The organism is Cellulomonas sp. PS-H5 (assembly GCF_019265565.1).
Classification (GTDB): domain Bacteria; phylum Actinomycetota; class Actinomycetes; order Actinomycetales; family Cellulomonadaceae; genus Cellulomonas.
Window position 1 is genome coordinate 1 of record NZ_JAHVCI010000070.1, and the last position, 16,902, is coordinate 16,902.

Here is a 16,902-nt window from a genome sequence, read left to right on the forward strand (position 1 = left end):
CGGCGCGCGCCGCGTTCGCCCGTCCGGGTGGCGCGCCGCTCCGGATGCTCAACCGCGCGCCCCGCCCGACGATGGGGGCGCCACAGGTCGACGGATCGACCGGGGCACGTCCACGGAGGGGGCGCCGATGGCGCACGAGCACGTCCGGGCCCGCCGCGCGGCGGGGGTCACGCTGGCGTGGCTGGGCTGCGCCGGCCTCGCCGTCTCGATGGCGCGCGCGATGACCTGGGAGGGCGGCGACGACGCGCCCGCGGGCGCGTGCGTGGTCAGCCGGATCTCGGTGGACTACGACGTCGACTACGTCCCGGGCCTCGGCGGCTACGGCGTCGTCGCGACGTCGCTCTCGGACGTGCCGGACGACTGCGCCGGGCGGGAGGTCGCCGTCACGCTGCACGGGGCGGACGACGCCGCGCTCGCGGAGTCGCGCGCGCCGGTGACGGCGCCGACGACCACCGTGCGGGTGCCGGGCGAGCCGGTGCCGGTCGAGCAGCTGGGCGGGGTGTCGCTCGCGCTGGTCACGGACGGCGACGCCGGACCCGGTACGGGGCTGCTGCCCGCCGGCTGACGGTGCGCGGGTCGGCGCCCGGCCTCAGACCTCGGTCAGCGTCGGCAGCTTCGCCCGCCGGGTGTCGCCGGACGACGTGCCGCGCAGCCGCCGGGTCGCCCACGGGTAGGCGTACAGCCGCAGCCACCGGGCGTCCTGGCGCGCCTGCACGGCGCGGGACGGCCGGGGGAGCGGCGTGAGCGGGGAGTCCCAGCCCGGGTCGTCGGGCGCGAGCCCGAGCGCGACCAGCGCCCCCTGCGCGACGCGGGCGTGCGCCTCCGAGGTCAGGTGGATCCGGTCCGGCGCCCACATCCGGATGTCGTGCAGGTGCCGCATGCCCCACAGGTCGAGCACGTGCGCGCCGTGCCGCCGCGCGATCGACCAGATGTGTGCGTTGTAGACGCCGACCCGCGGGCGGGTGGTGGAGACGATCGGCGAGCCGGACGCGTCGAAGCCGGTCGCGAGCAGCACGTCGGCGCCGGTCGCGCGGATCCGGGCGACGGCCTGCTCCAGCCCGTGCGCCAGCCGGTCGGGGTCGGCGGTCGGCCGCAGGATGTCGTTGCCGCCGCCCACGAGGCTGACCAGGTCGGGCTCCATGGCCAGCGCCTCGGGCACCTGGTCGACGACGATCGGGCGCAGCAGCCGGCCGCGGATCGCGAGGTTCGCGTACTGCAGCGGCTCGGCACCGGCGGCCCGCCGGCGCTCGGACAGCAGCCCGGCGAGCACGTCGGCCCAGCCGCGCACCGGCCCGTCCTCGCCGTGCGGGGTGTCCCACAGGCCCTCGGTGAACGAGTCGCCCACCGCGACGTACCGCCGCCACGGCGGGGCGCCGGCCGGGTCGGGCGCCGTGCCGTCCGGCGTGCTGCGGTGCTGCGTGCTGTCCTGCGTCGGGGCCGTCGCCCCGGCCCCCTCGTGCGTCGTCACCCCCGCAGTGTGCCCCCGTCGCGGCCCGGGGTTCCAGGGAGATCCTCGGGAGGCGTCAGGGCAGCGACCAGTCGACGGGGTCCGCGCCCTGCTCGGCGAGCAGCGCGTTCACGCGCGAGAACGGGCGGGAGCCGAAGAACCCGCGGCTCGCCGACAGCGGGCTGGGGTGCGGGCTCGCGACCACCGGGACGTCCCCGAGCGCGGGGGCCAGCGACTGCGCGTCCCGGCCCCACAGCACGGCCACCAGCGGCCCGCCCCGGGCGACCAGGGCCGCGATCGCCCGGTCGGTGACGGCCTCCCAGCCGCGGCCGCGGTGCGAGGCGGGCTCGCCGGGCCGGACGGTCAGCACGCGGTTGAGCAGCATGACGCCGCGGTCCGCCCAGGGCGACAGGTCGCCGGTGCTCGGCTGCGGCACGCCGAGGTCGGCGCGCAGCTCGGTGAAGATGTTGGCGAGCGACCGCGGCACGGGGCGCACGTCGGGCTGGACGGAGAACGACAGCCCCATGGGGTGCCCGGGCGTGGGGTAGGGGTCCTGCCCGACGACGAGCACGCGCACGTCGGCCAGCGGCCGGGTGAAGGCGCGCAGCACGTCCGGCCCGGCAGGCAGGTAGTCGCGGCCCGCGGCGGCCTCCGCCCGCAGGAACTCCCCGGCGGCGTGCACCAGGGGCTCGACCGGGGCGAGCGCCTCCGCCCAGTCGGGGGCCACCAGCTCGGACAGGGGTGCGGGCGTCACGGGGCCCGAGGCTAGCGGACCCCGGCGGGCGCCCACCGGTGCCGGGCCACCACCCGCGGGGGCCGCCGGCACGGTCCCGGAGGAATGACACGCCTGTGATTCCGGCCGTACGATGGCGCGCACGACGGACGACGGGCGAGCGGGAGGAAGGGGCACCGATGGACGCGACGGCGGAGCGCACGGCCGACCGGCCCGCCCTGGTGGCGGTCGAGGGCGGCGCGGACGACGCGGCGACCGGGCTGTCCGAGCGCGACCGCGAGGTCCTCGCCTTCGAGCGCCAGTGGTGGAAGTACGCCGGCGCCAAGGAGCAGGCGATCCGCGAGCTGTTCGACATGTCGGCGACCCGGTACTACCAGGTGCTCAACGCCCTGATCGACGCGCCCGCCGCGCTCGCGCACGACCCGATGCTGGTCAAGCGGCTCCGCCGGATGCGGTCCACCCGGCAGCGCGCCCGCAGCGCCCGCCGGCTCGGCACCGACGCCTGAGCCGCCGCCGGCCGGCCCGCGACCGGGCGCTGACCGGCCGCTGACCGGCACCGCGGCGCGCGGCGCGTGCCGGGGTGGACAGGCCGAGCCGTTAGCCTGTCCGCCGTGACCAAGGCGAGCGACCGGTACCCCGAGGACGAGTTCGACGCCGAGCCGGCGCCCGACGCGCCGATCGGCGTGCACCGCGCACCCCGCACCTGGTGGAGCCGGTGGTGGCCGTTCGTCGCGGTGGTCGTCCTGGTGCCCGCCGTCACGGTCGGCCTCGTCGTGTGGGCGTCGTCCTGGGACGGGCGCCTGCCGGGGTTCGGCGACTCGACGGAGCCCGCCGCCGCGGCGCCGAGCGAGCCGGAGTCGTCCGCCCCCGCGGAGGAGACCCCGCAGACCGAGGACCCGGGTGCCGAGGCCCCGGTCGAGACCGAGGAGCCGCCCGTCGAGGAGGAGCCGGCCCCCACGGCCGACCTCACCACGGACGTGCGGGTGCTCAACGCGTCGAACCGCTCGGGCCTCGCGGCCGGTGCCGCGGGCGACCTCGAGGACGCCGGGTTCACCGCCGTCACGACCGGCAACGGCAACGCCGGCGGGCTGCAGCAGACGACGGTGTTCTACGGCAGCGCCGACCTCGCGCCGACGGCGCAGCAGGTCGCGGACTCGCTCGGCATCGCGAACGTGGTCGAGGACGCGGGGACCGCGCCCGAGGGCGTCGTCGTCCTCCTGCTGGCGGACTTCGGGCGCTGACCCCTTCCGCACGTCGGGGGGCGGGGCTAGTCTCGGCCGCGTCGCGGTGACCGCTCTCCAGAACCGGGGGAGGCCACGGCCCCTGCGTCGCACCGATCACGCCTTCTTCAGGAGCACGCATGCCGCAGGGAACCGTCAAGTGGTTCAACGCCGAGAAGGGCTACGGGTTCATCACCCCGGCCGACGGCGGCCAGGACCTGTTCGTCCACTTCAGCGCCATCCAGACCAACGGGTACCGCAGCCTCGAGGAGGGGCAGTCGGTGGAGTTCGAGGTCGGGCAGGGCACCAAGGGCCCGCAGGCCGAGCAGGTCCGCCCGCTCTGAGCCGGTCCGCGCCCTGAGGCGCCGCCGCGGGACCGGGGCACGGCGCCCCGGTCCCGCGCCCGTCTGCCGGCGCGCGTGGCGTCAGCCGTCGAGCGCCGCCACCGCGAGGACCACGCACGCCGCGGTCCAGGCGAGCGGGGCGACGGCCGCGGGCGACCCGTCCGCGAGCACCTTCTCCGGCAGCGCACCCATCGCGGTGCGGTGCGCGTCCAGCCAGGTGAGCCGCTCGTGCGCCTGGGCGTCGTCGCCGGTGACGGCCGCGGTCAGCGCGTAGAGCGACGTCTGCGGCGTCCACGAGATGCCGTCCTGCCGCCAGCCCGCGCCCGGGGCCAGCCCGCCCGCGGGTCGCGCCATCGCGGCCGCCGACGCCCGCCAGGCGTCCTCCGCCCCGGCGAGCGCCGTCGGCTGGAACGGCGGCAGCACGAACGCGCTCGCCGCGTCGGCCACGCTGCCGCTCGCGTACCGGCCGTAGCCCGAGTCGTCGCCGAACTCCCGCTCGACCGCGGCCCGGGTCCGCTCCGCGGCGTCGCGCGCGTCCTGCGCGGCGGCGACGTCGCCCAGCAGGTCGAGCACCGGCCCCGCGGCCTCCAGCCCGGCCAGGAGGGGTGCCACCGTGCCGAGGGTCAGCTCGTCCTCGGCGACCTCCCAGTAGTCCGGCGACGCCGGCGGCAGCCCGTCGCCCGCGACCAGCGCGACCGCGTGGGCGGCGCCCCGGCGGACCAGCGGCGCGAGCTCGGCCGCCACCGCCGCCTGCTCCGCCCCGGGCGCGGCGGCCACCACCTGGCCCGCCGCCCACAGCGACCAGCCGGTGCCGTCCGTCTGCGGCGCCCGGTCGTCCGGCACGGCCCCGGAGCCGTCGGGCAGGTACCGGGCCTCGAAGGACCCGTCCGCGGCCTGCACGCGGGTCAGGAAGCCCAGGACCTCGCGCGCGTCGGCCAGGTGGCCCGTCCGGGCCAGGGCGACGGCCACGAACGACGCGTCCCGCGGCCACACGTACCGCCAGTACGGCGTCCAGGCCGCGACGGCGGCACCGCCGTCCTGCACGAGCGTGCGCAGGTCCAGCAGCGCGTCGGTGACCATGCCGGCGTACGGCCCGTCCGCGCCGGGGACCGTCCCCGCGGCGAGCCACGCGCGCTGCTCGGCGGCGAGGTCGTCGTCGGCGGTCGTCGCGGGGTCGACCTCGACGCGGGTGCCCTCGTGCAGCAGCGGCTGCCTGCCGGCCGGGACGAGCTCCGGGCCGGCCGGAGTCGCGACGACGCCCTCGCTGTACAGGTCGATCGTGCGGGTGCGCGGGCCGGTCGCGCCCCAGGCGACCAGCCCCGCCGCGAGGGCCGCCAGCACGACGGCGGCGACGAGGGGGCGGCGGTGCATGCCCGGCAGGCTATCCGGCCGGGCGCCGGGGGCGGCCGCGGGTCCGGCGGGCGGCTGTCCGCCGAGGGCGGAGCGCCTTGCACTCGATGGGGTCGAGTGCTAACCATGTGCTTAGCACTCTCGGGTCGAGAGTGACAGAATGACAACCCAGGCCGACCCGGTGAGGTCCGCCGCCCGACGGGACATGACCGCCGGGCCGGCGCGGCCGTCCGTCGCGGGCACCGACCGGCCGAACCACGAGCCAGAGTGAAGGATCGATAGCCCCATGGCCAAGATCATTGCCTTCAACGAGGAGGCCCGTCGCGGCATCGAGCGGGGTCTCAACACCCTCGCCGACACCGTCAAGGTCACCCTCGGCCCCAAGGGCCGCAACGTCGTCCTGGACAAGAAGTGGGGCGCCCCCACGATCACCAACGACGGTGTCTCCATCGCCAAGGAGATCGAGCTCGAGGACCCGTACGAGAAGATCGGTGCGGAGCTCGTCAAGGAGGTCGCCAAGAAGACGGACGACGTCGCGGGCGACGGCACCACCACCGCCACCGTGCTCGCCCAGGCGCTCGTGCGCGAGGGCCTGCGCAACGTCGCGGCCGGCGCCAACCCGATCGCCCTCAAGCGCGGCATCGAGCAGGCCGTCGAGGCCGTCACCGCCGCCCTGCTGGAGCAGGCGAAGGAGATCGAGACCAAGGAGGAGATCGCCGCCACCGCGTCCATCTCCGCCGGCGACACCGCCATCGGCGAGCTCATCGCCGAGGCCCTCGACAAGGTGGGCAAGGAGGGCGTCATCACGGTCGAGGAGTCCAACGCCCTCGGCCTGGAGCTCGAGCTCACGGAGGGCATGCGCTTCGACAAGGGCTTCCTGTCGGCGTACTTCGTGACCGACCCGGAGCGCCAGGAGGCCGTCCTCGAGGACGCCTACGTGCTGCTCGTCGAGTCGAAGATCTCGAACGTCAAGGACCTGCTGCCGCTGCTGGAGAAGGTCATCCAGTCCGGCAAGCCGCTGTTCATCGTCGCCGAGGACGTCGAGGGCGAGGCCCTGGCCACGCTCGTCGTCAACAAGATCCGCGGCACCTTCAAGTCGGTCTCCGTCAAGGCCCCGGGCTTCGGCGACCGCCGCAAGGCGATGCTGCAGGACATGGCGATCCTCACCGGTGGCCAGGTCGTCTCCGAGACCGTCGGTCTGAAGCTCGACACCGTGGGCCTCGAGGTCCTCGGCCAGGCGCGCAAGATCGTCGTCACCAAGGACGAGACCACCATCGTCGAGGGCTCCGGCGACGCCGCCCAGATCCAGGGCCGCGTCAACCAGATCCGCGCCGAGATCGAGAACTCGGACTCGGACTACGACCGCGAGAAGCTCCAGGAGCGCCTCGCCAAGCTGGCCGGCGGCGTGGCCGTCATCAAGGCCGGCGCGGCGACCGAGGTCGAGCTCAAGGAGCGCAAGCACCGCATCGAGGACGCCGTGCGCAACGCGAAGGCGGCCGTCGAGGAGGGCATCGTCGCCGGTGGTGGCGTGGCGCTCATCCAGGCCGGTGCCGTGGCGTTCGAGAAGCTCGAGCTCGTCGGTGACGAGGCGACCGGCGCGAACATCGTGAAGGTCGCGATCGACGCCCCGCTCAAGCAGATCGCCGTGAACGCGGGCCTCGAGGGCGGCGTCGTGGCGGAGAAGGTGCGCAACCTCCCCGCCGGCCAGGGCCTGAACGCCGCGACCGGCGAGTACGAGGACCTGCTGGCCGCGGGCGTCAACGACCCGGTCAAGGTCACGCGCTCCGCGCTGCAGAACGCGTCGTCCATCGCGGCGCTGTTCCTCACCACCGAGGCGGTCGTCGCCGACAAGCCGGAGAAGGCCGCTCCGGCCGCCCCGGACGCCGGCGGCATGGGCGGCATGGACTTCTGAGTCCCGCCGCAGCGGGGCGCGTGAGCGCTCCGCACCGCGCCTGAACGGGCCGGTCACCCCACGGGGGTGACCGGCCCGTCCTGCGTCCGCACCCCGCGCGCCGCGCCCGCGCCCCCGCGCCGCGCGCCGCCACCCCGCCGAGACGGCAACTCTCGGCTGTGCCGACCCGCACCCGCACAGCCGAGAGTTGCCATCTCGGCGAACCTGCAGAGTCGGACTGTGTGCGACGGGTCGCGCGCAGTCGCGGAGTGGAGAGTCGGCGAAGGGGGCGCGCGTCGGCGAGGTGCGCAGGCCGTGGCGATCGGGCGCGGGCGGATCAGCGCGGCGCGCGGGGTCAGTGCGTGTGGCGCGGGCGGGCGTGGGCCGGGATGCGCAGGCCGCTCGCGCGCAGGCGGCGGATGAGCTCGCCGGCCGACACCGGGACCGCGCCCAGCGCCACGAGGTCCGCGTGCATCTCGTCCGGGACGTCGTAGTGGTCCAGGTCGAACGCGCGGCGGGGGAGGCCGGCGCGCTCGGCGAACGCGTGCAGCTCGGCCAGCGAGGAGTCGCTCACGAGGTGCGACCAGGACCGGCCGTGCCGGGGCCAGAGCGGCGGGTCGACGAGGACCGTCACGCCCCGGGCCGGACGGGGTGCCGCTCATCGGCCGGGCGGCCGGGCCGCACCGTTCCGGGCGCGTCGGACGGGCCGGGCGGCTCGGTCGGCGCGGGCGCGGAGCCCTCGCCCGCGGCGTCGCCCGCCGCGTCGAGCTCCGCCAGCACCTTCTCCAGCTTGTGCAGCTCGGCGCCGAGGTTCTGCCGCGCGGGCTCCTCCCACGCCGCGCCCAGCGGACTGACGAACAGGCTGGGCCGCTTGAGCAGCTTGCGCACGATCCGCTCCCGGGCGCGCAGGTAGTCCTGCACCGGGATGTCGGCGTACTCCTCGCGCACGTCGTGCAGGTACGCCTTGTAGCGCTGCGGCTCGGCGGCCAGCATCGCCAGGTCGGCGTCGCACAGCACCGCGCAGTCGAAGTCGGTCGGGTCGGCGACGTGCCGCACCAGGGCGATCACCATCTGGTGCACGCGCTCGACGCGCTCGGCGGGGACGCCGAGGTCGGTGAGCTGCTCGCGCGCCAGCCGGGCCGAGGCGACCTCGTCCTCGCCGCCGCGGTTCGCGTACGCCGCGACCTGCCGGCCGTCGAACACGGCGCCGTGGTACCAGGCGGCCAGCCGGACCAGGTCCGGCTCGTGCGTCTCCTCGGCGAGCTCGTCCACCCGGGCCAGCACGTCGGTCAGGTGCCGGAGGTTGTGGTACGTCCGGCCCGGGCCGGTCCACCGCTCCACGAGGTCCGAGCCGACCGCCCGGATCGCGTCCTCGGGTGCGGTCGCTCCCGCCCCCTTCGCGCTGCGGACGAACGCGGACAACAGCCACTGTGGCGCGTCGTAGACGCCCATGGGAACAGCCTCACTGCGACAGACGACCCTGCTCGGACGCGCCATCGTAGACCCATCCGGACGGGGTTCCGCCACGCCGGCGCCGTCAGCCGACCGGGTGGTCCTCGGGCTGGTCGGTGGGCGCCGTCCCACCCGGTCGCCCGCTCGTCGCGGGGAGCGAGACCCGGATCGTCGCCCCGCCGCCGGGGGTCTGCGCGATCGAGACGTCGCCGTGGTGCGCCTCGACGATCGCCGCGACGATCGCCATCCCGAGGCCCGCGCCGCCGCCGGTGCCGTCGCCCTCGCGGGTGCGGCTGGCGTCCACCCGGTAGAACCGCTCGAACACCCGCGCGGCGTGCTCGGGGGCGATGCCGGGGCCGTGGTCGCGGACCTCGAGGACGACGCGGTCGCCGACGCGGCCCACGCCGAGCTCGGCGGGCGTGCCGGCGGGGGTGTGCCGGGCGACGTTGCCGACCAGGTTCGCGACGACCTGGCGCAGCCGCGCCTCGTCGCCGGGGACGACCGTGGCGGGCGGGGCGCCGGCGGGGCCCGGGGCCGCCGCGTCGGGCAGCGGACCCACCCGCACCTCACGCGTCGGGTCGATCGCCCGGAGGTCGTGCGCGGCGTCGGTCGCGAGCACCGCGAGGTCGACCGGCTCCGTGCGGCCGGGCCGGTCGGCGTCCAGCCTGGCGAGCGCCAGCAGGTCCTCGACCAGCCCGCCCATCCGGGTCGCCGACTGCTCGATCCGCCGCATCGTGTCGTCGACCTGGTCCTTCTCGGTCAGCGCGCCCATCCGGTAGAGCTCGCCGTAGCCGCGGATCGCCGCCAGCGGGGTGCGCAGCTCGTGCGAGGCGTCGGCGACGAACCGGCGCATGCGCTCCTCCGACCGGGTGCGGGCGTCGAAGGCGGTCTCGATCTGGGCGAGCATCGAGTTCAGCGCGGCGCCGAGCCGGCCGACCTCGGTGGTCTCCGGGGCGGGCGGGACGCGCTGCGACAGGTCGCCGGCGGCGATCTGCGCGGCCGTGCCCTCGATCTCGCGCAGCCCGCGCAGCGAGCGGCGCACCGCCCAGGTGGCGACGACGGCGCCGATGACCAGGATCGCCACGGCGGAGGTCCACAGCAGGAACGCGGCCTGCCGGACCGTGCCCTGCACGTCGGTCAGGGGCTCCGCGTACGCCACGTACCCGACGGCGGTGCCGTTGGGGGAGATCGGGGTGACGACGACCCGCCAGGTCGCGCCGCGCACCGTGCTGGTCACCGTCGAGAAGGTCGTGCCCTGGATCCGGTCGAGGTCGACCCGCGGCAGGTGCGGCGTCCCCGACCGCTCGACCGTCGAGTCGTCCGGGGGGAAGGTCGAGCCGCCGCCGAGCATCGACACGGCCAGCGCGTAGTCGCGCTCGCCCCAGGTGGGATAGGTGAGCCCGTCGACGGTGCCGTACTGCTCGTAGGCCTTGATGACGCTCTCCCGGAACGCCAGTCCCTGGACCCGCATGCGGTCGTCGACCTGCCCCACCAGGAAGCCGGACAGCGACGTGGTCGTGATCGCGCCGGCGAACGAGAGCCCGAGCGCGAGCAGCGCGGTCGTGATGCCCACCAGCCGCGCGAGCAGCGGCGTGCGGGCCCAGGTGTCCCGGACCCGCCGCGTCACGGCGTCGACCGGCCCGGGGGTGCGGTCCGGTCCCTCGTCCGCCAGAGCCTCCGGCGCCTCGTGCTCCGCCGACGTCGTCGTCACGACCCGCTCGGGCGGCGCAGCATGTACCCCACGCCGCGCTTCGTCTGGATGAGGGCGTCCACCTTGGAGCCGTCGGGCCGCTCGACCTGGTCGACCTTGCGCCGCAGGTACGAGATGTACGACTCGACGATGTTCGCGTCGCCGCCCCAGTCGTACTGCCACACGTGGTCGAGGATCTGCGCCTTGGACAGCACGCGGCCGGGGTTGAGCAGCAGGTAGCGCAGCAGCTTGAACTCGGTGGGGGACAGGTCGACGACCTGCCCGGCCCGGCGCACCTCGTGGCTGTCCTCGTCGAGCTCGAGGTCCTCGTAGGACAGCACGCTGGCGGACGCGACCTCGGCCTGGGTGCGGCGCAGGATCGCCCGGATCCGCGCGACGACCTCCTCCAGGCTGAACGGCTTGGTGACGTAGTCGTCGCCGCCGACGGTCAGGCCGGTGATCTTGTCGGCGGTGTCGTCGCGCGCGGTGAGGAACAGCACCGGGACGTGCTGGCCCTTGTCGCGCAGCCGCCGGGTGACGGTGAACCCGTCCATGTCGGGGAGCATGACGTCGAGCACCAGCAGGTCGGGCTGCACCTGCTTGGCGAGGCGGAGCGCGGCGCCGCCGTCGGCGGCCGCGTGCACCTCGAAGCCGGCGAAGCGCAGCGAGGTGGCGAGGAGCTCGCGGATGTTCGGCTCGTCGTCCACGACGAGGAGCGTCGCCTCGGGGGTGCGGTCTGCTGCGGTCACGGTCCCAGTGTGCCCCTGGACCCTGGAGGATTCCTGGGAGCGAACTGGTCGTGCCGGGTTCGCGGTACGGTACCGCCCCGTGAGTGCAGCCGATTCTCCCACCGGTTCCCTGACGCCCGTCGTGACCGTCGTCCAGCTCGACGCCGCGGTGCCGCTCGACCGGTTCGCCGACCACCTCGACGGGGTGGACGTCCGCCTGGTCCGCGCGTACACGGGCGAGGATCCGGGCGACGCCGACCGCCTCGACGGCCTGATCGTCCTCGGCGGGAACATGTCCGCCCACGACGAGCACGAGCCCGGCATCCCCGCGACCCGCGCCCTGCTCGCCGACGCCGCGCGCACCGGCGTGCCGACGCTCGGCATCTGCCTGGGCGCCCAGCTGCTCGCGGTCGCCACCGGCGGCCGGGTCGACGTCGCCGCCCCTCCCGGGCGCGAGGCCGGCGTCGTGGACGTGCGCTGGCGCCCCGAGGCGGCGGCCGACCCGCTGCTCGGGACGCTGGCGGCCGACGCCGAGCGCGCCGGGACCCGCAGCACCCCGATGCCGACCATGCACGCGGACGCGGTCGTCGACCTGCCGCGGGACGCCACCTGGCTGGCCGCCTCGCGCGTCTACCCGTACCAGGCGTTCCGGATCGGCGACTCCGCCTGGGGCGTGCAGTTCCACCCGGAGGCCTCGCCCGAGCTGATGGACGCCTGGTCCGCGGACGCGGGCGACGCGCCGGAGGAGCGGGCCGCGATCGCCGAGGCCGTGAAGGCCGCGGACGAGGTCGTGCGCGCCGAGGGCGCGCGGATCGCGCGGGCGTTCGCCGGCCTGGTGGCCGTGCGCGCCGTGGAGCGCACCGCCGCCTGACCCCGGACGACGCGACGGCCCGGCACCCCCTACGAGGAGGGTGCCGGGCCGTCGTGCGTGCGGGGCGCGGGAGGCTCAGGCCTCGATCTGCGGCGTCACCGGGGTGCTGCCGAGCTGCTGCGGCTGGCCGCCGCCCTTGAGCGCGGCGAGACGGGCCTCGATCTCGATCTGCGCGCCGTCGGCCTCGAGCTCGGCGAACTGCGAGTCGAGCGAGGAGGCGGCGATCTCGGCCTGGCCCATCGCGAGCGCCTCCTCGCGGCGCACCTTCTCCTCGAACCGGGCGAGCTCGCTGGTCGGGTCGAGCACGTTGATCGACGAGATCGCGGTCTGCACGGTCTGCTGCGCCTGGGCCGACTTCTGCCGGGCCACCAGGGTGTCGCGGCGCTGCTTGAGCTGGCCGAGCTTGTCCTTCATCTGCGCCAGGCCGGACTTGAGCTTGTCGACCGTCTCGCGCTGCGAGGCGATCAGCGGCTCGGCGTCGCGGACCTCGCCCTCGGCCGCGATCTGCTTGCCGAGCGCGACCTTGGCCAGGTTGTCGAACTTGTCGGCGTTGGTGGCGTCGCCGGCCTGGCGGTACTGGTCGGCGCGCGCGGACGCGGCGAGGGCCTTGCTGCCCCACTCGCGGGCCGCGGCGACGTCCTCGTTGTAGTCCTGCTCGGCGAGGCGCAGGTTGCCGATCGTCTGCGCGATGGCCTTCTCGGCCTCGGCGATCGAGTTCGTGTAGTCCCGGACGAGCTGGTCCAGCATCTTCTGCGGGTCCTCGGCCTGGTCCAGCAGGGCGTTGATGTTCGCCCGCGCGAGCTGGGTGATCCGGCCGAAGATGCTCTGCTTCTCGGTCATCGCCTGGTGCCTCTCTCGTGTCTTGCGTCTGCCGAACATGTCCTAGAAACCGCCCCCGCGGCCACCGCCGCCGAAGCCGCCACCGCCACCGAAGCCGCCGCCGCGACCGCCGCCGCCGAAGCCGCCGCCACCGCCGCCCCAGCCGCCGCCGTGCGCGCCGCCGCCGCCCCAGCCGCCGCCACCGCCGCGCAGGATCGAGTCGATGAGGATGCCGCCGAGCACCATGCCCCCGATGTCGCCCAGCCCGCCACCGCCGCCGCGGTTGCCCGGGCCGCCGCGCCGCTGCTGGTCGTACCAGTCGACGTCGCGTTGGGCGAGCTGTTGCGCCTCCCGCACGAGCCGGTCGGCCTGCTGCGCCTGGCCGAGCGCGGCCTCGGGGTCGGTGTCCCGCTGGTCGACGGCGGCGCGGAACATCCGGCCCGCCTCCGCCAGCCGGGTGCGGGCCTCGGGGCCGACGGCGCCGCGCCGGGTCTCGATGTAGTCGGTGGTGCCGCGCAGCGCGGAGTCGACCCGGCCGAGCGTCTGGTCGAGCAGCTGGCGGGCGCGACCCGCGCGGTCCTGCGCCTCGCGCATCGGGGCGAGGGCCCGGTCGATCGCGGCCTCGGCGTCGGTGAGCGCGGCGAGCGCGGCCAGCGGGTCGCCGTCGCCGGCGCGCGCGGCCCGTCCGGTGGTGATCGCGGCGCGCGCGGCCTCGGCCCGGGCGGACACCTCCGGGTGCCGCGGGGCGAGCCGCTGGGCGTCGTCGACGTCGGAGGAGATGGACGCGATCGCCGCGTCCAGGCGCGAGCCGATGGTGGCGAGCTCGGTGCCGGCGCGGTCCACGGCGTCGAGGAGCTTCGTGACCTGGCCCAGCGCCTCCTCGGCGGCGCGGGCGTACCGGACGGCCACCCCGCGGTCCCCGCCCGCGACGGCCGCGCGCCCCTGCTCGATCGCGGTGCCGACCTCGGCCAGCAGCGCGAGCGCCTGGTCCGGGTTGCCCTGCACCGAGGTGAGCGCGTCCGCGGGGTACTGCGCGGCGAGCGTGCCCAGGGTGGCGCGGGCCGCCTCGACCCGGGCGCGCAGCTCCGTCGCGGTCCGCTCGTGCGCGTCCAGGGCCTCGCCGGCGCGGGACTCGACGTCGCGGAGCCGGTCGAACGCGTCCTTCTGGGCGTCGAGCGCCGCGGATGCGGAGCCGACCATGTGCAGGATGCGGGTCGCGGTCTCCCGGACCTGCGGCTCGGTGTCCGGGACGTCGTCGTCGAGGGTCTGCCGCAGGCGGAACGCCTCGGTCACGTCCGCCTTGGCGCGGGTGAGCACCTGCTCGAACTCGCGGGTGGCGTCCGGCCCGAACTGCGCCTGCGCGAAGCCGAGCTCCTGCTCCGAGGCGCGCAGCGCGTCGTCGATGCCGACCAGCGCGGAGGCCGAGCGACGGTCGAGCTCGGCGGTCGGCAGCGCGGCGAGCTCGCCGGCCGGGCCGCCGGGGACCTGCGGGCCGCCCGGGAAACGGCCGGGTGCGCCCGCGGCGATCTTCTGCCGGGACGCGCGGCGGCGCGACGACGCCCAGGCGACGGCGGTGATCGCGGCGATCACGACCAGGCCGCCGACGAACAGCCAGCCCAGCGCGGAGCCGCCGCCCCCGCCGGTCGCGGCCTCGCGCACCCCGTCGGCGGCGGTCACCGCGGCGCCGGCCCAGTCGTCCTCGCTCAGGTGGTCCTCGACGTCCGCGGCGATCCGGTCCAGGTCGCCGCCGGACAGGCCGGGGACCTCCTGCGGGGCGAGCACGTAGGACCGCTGGTCCGTGGCGACGGCGAGCACGAGGTCGTTCGAGCCCAGGCCGGTCAGCTCGGCGGTCTGGTCCACCCAGGAGATGCGCTCGGTGCTGAACTCGTCCACGTACACGACGTACAGCTGGTACTGCGTCTCGTCCGACAGCTGGTCCAGCGCCGCCTGCACGGTCGCCTCGTCGCCGCCCGACAGCGCGCCGACCTGGTCGGTGATCTCGCCGGTCAGGGCCTGCGGGTCGGCCGCGACGAGCGGCGGCGCGGCGGGCACCGCGGCCGGCGCGGCGGCCACCGCCGGGGCGGCCCCGGCCAGCAGCGGGGCGGCGAGCAGCGCGGAGAGGAGCGGGACGGCGGCTGACCAGCCACGGGACGACGACGGCACCCGACGATCCTTTCTCAGGGCGTGCACCCCTCGCAACGAGGGGCGCACGCGCCGGGTTCCCGTCAGCGCGTCAGGCCGGCTCCTCCGTCGCCTGCTCCAGGTCCTCCGCGTCGACGATCCGGTACGCGTACCCCTGCTCCGCGAGGAACCGCTGCCGGTGCGCCGCGAAGTCCTGGTCGACGGTGTCCCGCGCGACGACCGCGTAGAAGTGCGCGGTGCGGCCGTCGCCCTTGGGGCGCAGCAGCCGGCCGAGGCGCTGGGCCTCCTCCTGGCGGGAGCCGAACGACCCCGACACCTGGATGGCGACCGACGCCTCCGGCAGGTCGATCGAGAAGTTCGCGACCTTCGACACCACGAGCGTCGAGATCTCCCCGGCACGGAACGCGTCGAACAGCCGCTGCCGCTCGGTCACGGACGTCCCGCCGGTGATGACCGGGGCGTCGATGTCGGCGGCGAGCTCCTCGAGCTGGTCGATGTACTGGCCGATGACCAGCAGCGGCTCGCCGCGGTGCTTCGCCACGAGCCGCTTGACCACCTCGGTCTTGCCCGGGGCGCTGGCCGCGAGGCGGTACTTGTCCTCCGGCTCGGCGGTCGCGTAGAGCATCCGGTCGCGCTCGGGCAGGGTCAGGCGCACCTCGACGCAGTCGGCGGGCGCGATGTAGCCCTGCGCCTCGATGTCCTTCCACGGGGCGTCGTACCGCTTGGGGCCGATCAGGCTGAACACCTCGTCCTCGCGGCCGTCCTCGCGCACCAGGGTGGCGGTGAGGCCGAGGCGGCGGCGCGCCTGGAGGTCGGCGGTCATCCGGAAGATCGGCGCCGGCAGCAGGTGCACCTCGTCGTAGACGATGAGGCCCCAGTCGCGGGCGTCGAGCAGCTCGAGGTGCGGGTAGATGCCCTTCCGCTTGAGCGTGAGGACCTGGTAGGTCGCGATCGTGACCGGCCGGATCTCCTTGCGGGAGCCCGAGTACTCGCCGATCTCGTCCGGGGTCAGCGAGGTGCGCCGGATCAGCTCGTCCCGCCACTGCCGCGCGGACACGGTGTTGGTGACGAGGATCAGCGTGGTGGTCTTGGACCGGGCCATCGCGGCCGCGCCGACGAGCGTCTTGCCCGCGCCGCAGGGGAGGACGACGACGCCGGAGCCGCCGTGCCAGAACCCGTCCGCAGCCTCCGCCTGGTACGGCCGCAGCTGCCACGGGCGCGGGGCGCCGTCGGTGCCGACGTTCGACTCGCCGGACGTGTCGAGGTCGATCGGGTGCGCCTCGCCGTCGACGTAGCCCGCGAGGTCCTCGGCGGGCCAGCCGAGCTTGAGCAGCGCCTGCTTGAGCGTGCCGCGCTCGGAGGCGTGCACCACGACGTCGTGCTCGTCGATCCGCTCGCCGACCAGGCCGGCGGTGCGCTTGGACCGCAGCACCTCGGCCATCACGGCGGCGTCGAGGGCGTGCAGCACCAGGCCGTGCACGGGGTGCGCCACGAGCTGCAGCCGCCCGTACCGGGACATGGTCTCGGCGACGTCGACCAGCAGCGCGTGCGGCACCGGGTACCGCGAGTACTCCAGCAGCGTGTCGACGACCTGCTCGGCGTCGTGCCCGGCGGCCCGGGCGTTCCACAGGCCCAGCGGGGTCAGCCGGTAGGTGTGCACGTGCTCCGGGGCGCGCTCCAGCTCCGCGAACGGGGCGATCGCGCGGCGGCAGGCCTCCGCCTGGTCGTGGTCGACCTCGAGCAGGAGGGTCTTGTCGCTCTGGACGATCAGGGGTCCGTCGGTCATGCGGTGTCCGTCCTCCGGGGGTCGGCTGCTGCGTCGTCGTCGGCGGCCGGCTCGGTACCCGCCGCGTCGACCGGGGTGACCGCGGCGACGCGGTGGGCCGCGACCACGATCTCGGCGTCCCGGGCGGTGTCCACCACGCGCACCCGTCCGCCGTCGACCCGGACCGGCAGCACCCGCCGCCGCTCCAGGGCGCCGCGCGAGCCGACCACCTCCAGCCACACCTCGGTGTGCCCGGCGGCCGCCTCGCGCAGCAGCCCCAACGCCTCGGCGGGGTCGGCTGTTCCCGCGGAGGGGCGCGGGCCACCGCGGGTCCCGGTCGCGGGACGGTCGGCGCGCGCGGCCGCGGTGGCCGCGGCGACGCCGGAGGCGCGGTCGCGCAGCGTGGGGGTGCCGTCGGCCCCGGCCCGCGCCGCGGCCCCCGCGACCTCC

Annotated in this window: 16 protein-coding genes and 1 pseudogene; 6 read left to right on the top strand and 11 right to left on the bottom strand. The window is 75.9% G+C overall.

The features are described from left to right. Nucleotides 1–127 precede the first annotated feature (127 nt). Complete coding sequence (locus J5O08_RS18435; RefSeq protein WP_218708372.1) at nucleotides 128–565, top strand: hypothetical protein; 438 nt, start codon at nucleotides 128–130, stop codon at nucleotides 563–565. A 24-nt stretch (nucleotides 566–589) separates the two neighbouring features. Here the strand turns inward: J5O08_RS18435 and J5O08_RS18440 are convergent, their stop codons facing one another. Next, the gene (locus J5O08_RS18440) at nucleotides 590–1,468 is read right to left on the bottom strand and encodes an SGNH/GDSL hydrolase family protein (protein WP_374225996.1); all 879 of its coding nucleotides are present in this window, start codon (nucleotides 1,466–1,468) and stop codon (nucleotides 590–592) included. Between the two features lie 55 nt (nucleotides 1,469–1,523). After that, nucleotides 1,524–2,201 (bottom strand): uracil-DNA glycosylase, encoded by a 678-nt coding sequence (locus tag J5O08_RS18445; RefSeq protein ID WP_218708373.1) that lies wholly within the window; start codon nucleotides 2,199–2,201, stop codon nucleotides 1,524–1,526. Nucleotides 2,202–2,359: 158 nt separating this feature from the next. On the opposite strand from J5O08_RS18445, the gene J5O08_RS18450 reads away from it, so the two are divergent. The 3 genes from J5O08_RS18450 (at nucleotide 2,360) to J5O08_RS18460 (ending at nucleotide 3,744) form a co-directional block, all read left to right on the top strand. Continuing rightward, nucleotides 2,360–2,686: a DUF3263 domain-containing protein gene (locus J5O08_RS18450; RefSeq protein ID WP_147795504.1), complete on the top strand. Its 327-nt coding sequence runs from the start codon at nucleotides 2,360–2,362 to the stop codon at nucleotides 2,684–2,686. A 105-nt stretch (nucleotides 2,687–2,791) separates the two neighbouring features. Continuing rightward, nucleotides 2,792–3,421, top strand: coding sequence for a LytR C-terminal domain-containing protein (locus J5O08_RS18455; RefSeq protein ID WP_218708374.1), 630 nt, complete (start codon nucleotides 2,792–2,794; stop codon nucleotides 3,419–3,421). A gap of 119 nt (nucleotides 3,422–3,540) precedes the next feature. Next, on the top strand, nucleotides 3,541–3,744 hold the full coding sequence (locus J5O08_RS18460) for a cold-shock protein (RefSeq protein ID WP_217616299.1): 204 nt from the start codon (nucleotides 3,541–3,543) through the stop codon (nucleotides 3,742–3,744). A gap of 81 nt (nucleotides 3,745–3,825) precedes the next feature. Here the strand turns inward: J5O08_RS18460 and J5O08_RS18465 are convergent, their stop codons facing one another. Then, nucleotides 3,826–5,115 (bottom strand): glycoside hydrolase family 15, encoded by a 1,290-nt coding sequence (locus J5O08_RS18465; RefSeq protein ID WP_218708375.1) that lies wholly within the window; start codon nucleotides 5,113–5,115, stop codon nucleotides 3,826–3,828. A gap of 265 nt (nucleotides 5,116–5,380) precedes the next feature. On the opposite strand from J5O08_RS18465, the gene groL reads away from it, so the two are divergent. Further along, a complete protein-coding gene (groL, locus tag J5O08_RS18470; RefSeq protein ID WP_218708377.1) occupies nucleotides 5,381–7,006 on the top strand; it encodes a chaperonin GroEL in 1,626 nt (541 codons plus the stop codon). A gap of 334 nt (nucleotides 7,007–7,340) precedes the next feature. On the opposite strand, the gene J5O08_RS18475 is transcribed toward groL, so the two are convergent. From J5O08_RS18475 to J5O08_RS18490, 4 genes are all read right to left on the bottom strand, one after another. After that, nucleotides 7,341–7,619, bottom strand: a complete 279-nt coding sequence (locus J5O08_RS18475) for a DUF4031 domain-containing protein (protein ID WP_218708378.1) — start codon at nucleotides 7,617–7,619, stop codon at nucleotides 7,341–7,343. Continuing rightward, nucleotides 7,616–8,437: a hypothetical protein gene (locus J5O08_RS18480; RefSeq protein ID WP_255590185.1), complete on the bottom strand. Its 822-nt coding sequence runs from the start codon at nucleotides 8,435–8,437 to the stop codon at nucleotides 7,616–7,618. The genes J5O08_RS18475 and J5O08_RS18480 overlap by 4 nt, the downstream gene beginning before the upstream one ends. Nucleotides 8,438–8,522: 85 nt before the next feature. Continuing rightward, on the bottom strand, nucleotides 8,523–10,148 hold the full coding sequence (locus J5O08_RS18485) for a HAMP domain-containing sensor histidine kinase (protein WP_308281716.1): 1,626 nt from the start codon (nucleotides 10,146–10,148) through the stop codon (nucleotides 8,523–8,525). Beyond that, a complete protein-coding gene (locus J5O08_RS18490) occupies nucleotides 10,145–10,876 on the bottom strand; it encodes a response regulator transcription factor (protein ID WP_147795510.1) in 732 nt (243 codons plus the stop codon). Before J5O08_RS18490 ends, J5O08_RS18485 begins: the two co-directional genes overlap by 4 nt. Nucleotides 10,877–10,955: 79 nt before the next feature. Between J5O08_RS18490 and J5O08_RS18495 the strand changes: the two genes are divergently transcribed. Further along, a complete protein-coding gene (locus tag J5O08_RS18495; protein WP_308281717.1) occupies nucleotides 10,956–11,726 on the top strand; it encodes a type 1 glutamine amidotransferase in 771 nt (256 codons plus the stop codon). Nucleotides 11,727–11,801: 75 nt separating this feature from the next. Here the strand turns inward: J5O08_RS18495 and J5O08_RS18500 are convergent, their stop codons facing one another. The 4 genes and pseudogenes from J5O08_RS18500 to J5O08_RS18515 all read right to left on the bottom strand — a co-directional run. Further along, the gene (locus J5O08_RS18500; RefSeq protein ID WP_217616294.1) at nucleotides 11,802–12,566 is read right to left on the bottom strand and encodes a PspA/IM30 family protein; all 765 of its coding nucleotides are present in this window, start codon (nucleotides 12,564–12,566) and stop codon (nucleotides 11,802–11,804) included. Nucleotides 12,567–12,608: 42 nt separating this feature from the next. After that, nucleotides 12,609–14,708, bottom strand: a complete 2,100-nt coding sequence (locus tag J5O08_RS18505; protein WP_218708380.1) for a TPM domain-containing protein — start codon at nucleotides 14,706–14,708, stop codon at nucleotides 12,609–12,611. Between the two features lie 70 nt (nucleotides 14,709–14,778). Then, nucleotides 14,779–16,473, bottom strand: a complete 1,695-nt coding sequence (locus J5O08_RS18510) for a DNA repair helicase XPB (RefSeq protein ID WP_147795513.1) — start codon at nucleotides 16,471–16,473, stop codon at nucleotides 14,779–14,781. Continuing rightward, nucleotides 16,470–16,902, bottom strand: a pseudogene (locus tag J5O08_RS18515) (hypothetical protein); the annotation flags it as partial. The gene J5O08_RS18510 and the pseudogene J5O08_RS18515, both read right to left, overlap by 4 nt.